Raw genomic sequence first — 4095 nt, forward strand, 5'->3', positions numbered from 1 at the left:
CCGTCCCGGCGGCCCCGGCGGCCGTGGTGGCACGCAGGGTGCGTTCGGCCGTCCCGGCGGTCCGGCGCGTCGTGGCCGTAAGTCGAAGCGTCAGAGGCGCCAGGAGTACGAGGCCATGCAGGCCCCGTCCGTCGGCGGTGTGATGCTGCCTCGCGGCAACGGCGAGACCGTTCGCCTGTCGCGCGGTGCGTCCCTCACGGACTTCGCGGAGAAGATCAACGCCAACCCGGCGTCGCTCGTCGCGGTCATGATGAACCTCGGCGAGATGGTCACGGCCACGCAGTCCGTCTCCGACGAGACGCTCCAGCTCCTCGGCGACGAGATGAACTACACGGTTCAGATCGTCTCCCCGGAGGAGGAGGACCGCGAGCTGCTCGAGTCCTTCGACCTGGAGTTCGGCGAGGACGAGGGCGGCGAGGACCACCTGGTCGCGCGTCCGCCGGTCGTCACCGTCATGGGTCACGTCGACCACGGCAAGACCCGACTGTTGGACGCCATCCGCAAGACGAACGTCGTCGCGGGCGAGGCCGGCGGCATCACGCAGCACATCGGTGCGTACCAGGTCTCGACCCAGGTCAACGACGAAGACCGCAAGATCACCTTCATCGACACCCCGGGTCACGAGGCGTTCACCGCCATGCGTGCCCGCGGTGCGAAGTCGACCGACATCGCGATCCTCGTGGTGGCGGCCAACGACGGTGTGATGCCCCAGACGATCGAGGCGCTGAACCACGCCAAGGCGGCCGACGTGCCGATCGTGGTCGCGGTCAACAAGATCGACGTCGAGGGCGCGGACCCGACCAAGGTCCGCGGTCAGCTCACCGAGTACGGCCTGGTGGCCGAGGAGTACGGCGGCGACACGATGTTCGTCGACATCTCCGCCAAGCAGGGTCTGAACATCGACTCCCTGCTGGAGGCCGTGGTCCTCACCGCCGACGCCTCGCTCGACCTGCGGGCCAACCCCGACCAGGACGCGCAGGGCATCGCGATCGAGTCGCACCTCGACCGCGGTCGCGGCGCCGTCTCGACGGTCCTGGTCCAGCGCGGAACGCTGCGCATCGGCGACACCGTGGTGGTCGGCGACGCGTACGGCCGCGTCCGGGCGATGCTCGACGACAAGGGCAACAATGTCGAGGAGGCGGCACCGTCGACTCCCGTCCTGGTGCTCGGTCTCACCAACGTGCCGGGTGCCGGCGACAACCTCCTGGTCGTCGACGAGGACCGTACGGCACGCCAGATCGCCGAGAAGCGCGCGGCGCGCGAGCGCAACGCGGCCTTCGCCAAGCGGGTCCGCCGGGTGTCCCTGGAAGACCTCGACAAGGTCCTCAAGGCCGGTCAGATCCAGGAACTCAACCTCATCATCAAGGGCGACGCGTCCGGTTCGGTCGAGGCTCTCGAGTCCTCGCTGCTCCAGCTCGACGTCGGTGAAGAGGTCGACATCCGGGTCCTGCACCGCGGTGTGGGTGCGGTCACCGAGTCCGACATCGACCTGGCGATGGGCTCCGACGCCATCGTCATCGGCTTCAACGTCCGCGCGGCCGGCCGTGCCGCGCAGATGGCAGAGCGCGAAGGCGTCGACGTCCGCTACTACTCGGTGATCTACCAGGCCATCGAGGAGATCGAGGCGGCGCTCAAGGGTCTGCTCAAGCCGGAGTACGAAGAGGTCGAGCTCGGCACGGCGGAGATCCGCGAGGTCTTCCGCTCGTCCAAGCTGGGCAACATCGCGGGTGTCATCATCCGCTCCGGCGAGGTCAAGCGGAACACCAAGGCACGCCTCGTCCGCGACGGCAAGGTCATCGCGGAGAACCTCAACATCGTGGGTCTGCGTCGCTTCAAGGACGACGTCACCGAGATCCGTGAAGGCTTCGAGGGCGGTATCAACCTCGGAAACTTCAACGACATCAAGGTCGACGACATCATCGCGACGTACGAGATGCGCGAGAAGCCGCGCGGCTGACGCGAGTCAGCGACGCGCACAGCACCAAGCCGGGGCCGGTCGGCGGATCGAATTTCCGTCGATCGGCCCCGGCCGCTGCGTGTACGGTTCAGATGTCCCCGCCCGGTCGAGGGCGGGGCCGTCGAACCCGAACCGGCGGGACATCCGGTCGATGCATGTATGTGGGGACACTGTCCTTCGACCTGCTCCTCGGCGACGTACGGTCGCTGAAGGAGAAGCGCTCCGTCGTCCGGCCGATCGTCGCCGAACTCCAGCGGAAATTCGCGGTGAGTGTGGCGGAGACCGGCAACCAGAACCTCCATCGCAGGGCCGAGATCGGCGTGGCGATGGTCTCCGGGGACGTCGGGCATCTCACCGAGGTACTGGACCGGTGCGAGCGGCTCGTCGCCGCCCGGCCAGAGGTGGAGCTGCTGTCCGTGCGACGGCGTACGCACACCGATGAAGAATGAACGTGAAGGCAAGACGGAAGAGGAGAAGGACCGGTGGCCGACAACGCGCGGGCCCGCAAGCTGGCCGATCGCATCCAGGTCGTGGTCGCGGAGACCCTGGACCGGCGCATCAAGGATCCGCGGCTGGGCTTCGTGACCATCACCGACGCCCGCGTCACCGGTGACCTGCGGGAGGCCACGGTCTTCTACACGGTGTACGGGGACGAGGAGGAGCGCGCCGCGTCGGCGGCCGCGCTGGAGTCCGCCAAGGGCATCCTGCGCTCCGAGGTCGGCAAGCAGACCGGCGTCCGCTTCACGCCGACGCTGACGTTCGTCCCGGACGCCCTCCCGGACAACGCCCGCACCATCGACGCGCTGCTCGACAAGGCGCGCGCCAAGGACGCGGAGGTGCGCCAGGTCGCGACCGGCAAGAACTACGCCGGCGGGGCCGACCCGTACCGCAAGCCCGGCGAGGACGAGGAGGGGGCCGCCGACGAGTCGTCCGCCGCCGACGAGGACGGCGCCGGCGCCTGATGAGCAGCACAGCACGCACGCCCGACGGCCTTGTCATCGTCGACAAGCCGTCGGGCTTCACTTCGCACGACGTCGTCGCCAAGATGCGCGGCATCGCCCGCACGCGGCGCGTCGGCCACGCCGGCACGCTGGACCCGATGGCGACGGGCGTTCTCGTCCTCGGCGTCGAGAAGGCCACGAAGCTTCTCGGCCATCTCGCGCTGACCGAGAAGGAGTACCTCGGCACGATCCGGCTCGGCCAGACCACGATCACGGACGACGCCGAAGGCGAGATCACGGCATCGGCCGAGGCCTCCGGGGTGACCAGGGAGGCGGTCGACACGGCCGTCGCCAAGCTCACCGGCGACATCATGCAGGTGCCGTCCAAGGTCAGCGCCATCAAGATCGACGGCAAGCGGTCCTACGCGCGGGTGCGCGGCGGCGAGGAGTTCGACATCCCGGCCCGGCCGGTCACCGTCTCCCAGTTCACCGTGTACGACATGCGGGACGCCGTCGCCGACGACGGCACGCCCGTCGTCGACCTGGTCGTGTCGGTGGTCTGCTCCTCCGGTACGTACATCCGCGCACTGGCCCGCGACGTGGGCGCCGACCTGGGTGTCGGCGGCCACCTCACGGCGCTGCGGCGCACCCGCGTCGGCCCGTACAAACTGGACGCGGCGCGCACCCTGGACCAGCTCCAGGAGGAGCTGACCGTCATGCCCATCGCGGAGGCCGCGGCCGCCGCGTTCCCGCGCTGGGACGTCGACGAGCGGCGCGCGAAGCTGCTGCTCAACGGCGTACGGATCGACATGCCGGCGTACGGGTCGTCCCCGGTCGCGGTGTTCGGGCCCGAGGGGCGCTTCCTGGCGCTGGTCGAGGAGCGCGGGGGCAAGGCGAAGAGCCTGGCGGTCTTCGGCTGAGCCACCGCACCGCAAGCGTCCACGGGACCGCCGCCGGTCGGCCACCGCCGGTCGGCCACCGACTGGTGGCGGCCCGGCGCCGGCCCGTTGCGGTCGGGCGTCGGCTTCCGGTCGCTGGCGGTGGGCCGCGGGTCGTTGACTTTCCGGCTTCCGGCCGCGGCCGTCGGCTGCGGGCTTTCGGCCGTCGGTCGGGCGGCTTCCGCGCTGATCGTTGCTGCGGCCTGCGGCCTGCGGCCTGCGGCCTGCGGCCTGCGGCCTGCGGCCTGCGGCCTGCGGC

General features: G+C 70.0%; 4 protein-coding genes. All 4 read left to right on the forward strand.

Annotated elements, in window-relative coordinates; translation table 11 throughout:
• On the forward strand, positions 1-1957 hold a 1957-nt coding region (gene infB / locus HTZ82_RS10185), incomplete at its 5' end, for a translation initiation factor IF-2 (RefSeq protein WP_175409000.1).
• Between the two features lie 155 nt (positions 1958-2112).
• Positions 2113-2406, forward strand: coding sequence for a DUF503 domain-containing protein (locus HTZ82_RS10190; protein ID WP_175409001.1), 294 nt, complete (start codon positions 2113-2115; stop codon positions 2404-2406).
• 33 nt (positions 2407-2439) lie between these two features.
• Positions 2440-2919 carry a 30S ribosome-binding factor RbfA gene (gene rbfA, locus HTZ82_RS10195; protein ID WP_175409002.1) on the forward strand — a complete coding sequence of 160 codons (480 nt, stop codon included), beginning with the start codon at positions 2440-2442 and terminating at the stop codon, positions 2917-2919.
• On the forward strand, positions 2919-3818 hold the full coding sequence (gene truB, locus HTZ82_RS10200; protein WP_175409003.1) for a tRNA pseudouridine(55) synthase TruB: 900 nt from the start codon (positions 2919-2921) through the stop codon (positions 3816-3818). The genes rbfA and truB overlap by 1 nt, the downstream gene beginning before the upstream one ends.
• Positions 3819-4095 lie beyond the last annotated feature (277 nt).

Source organism: Streptomyces sp. TRM64462 (assembly GCF_013362995.1).
In the GTDB taxonomy this organism is placed as follows: domain Bacteria; phylum Actinomycetota; class Actinomycetes; order Streptomycetales; family Streptomycetaceae; genus Streptomyces.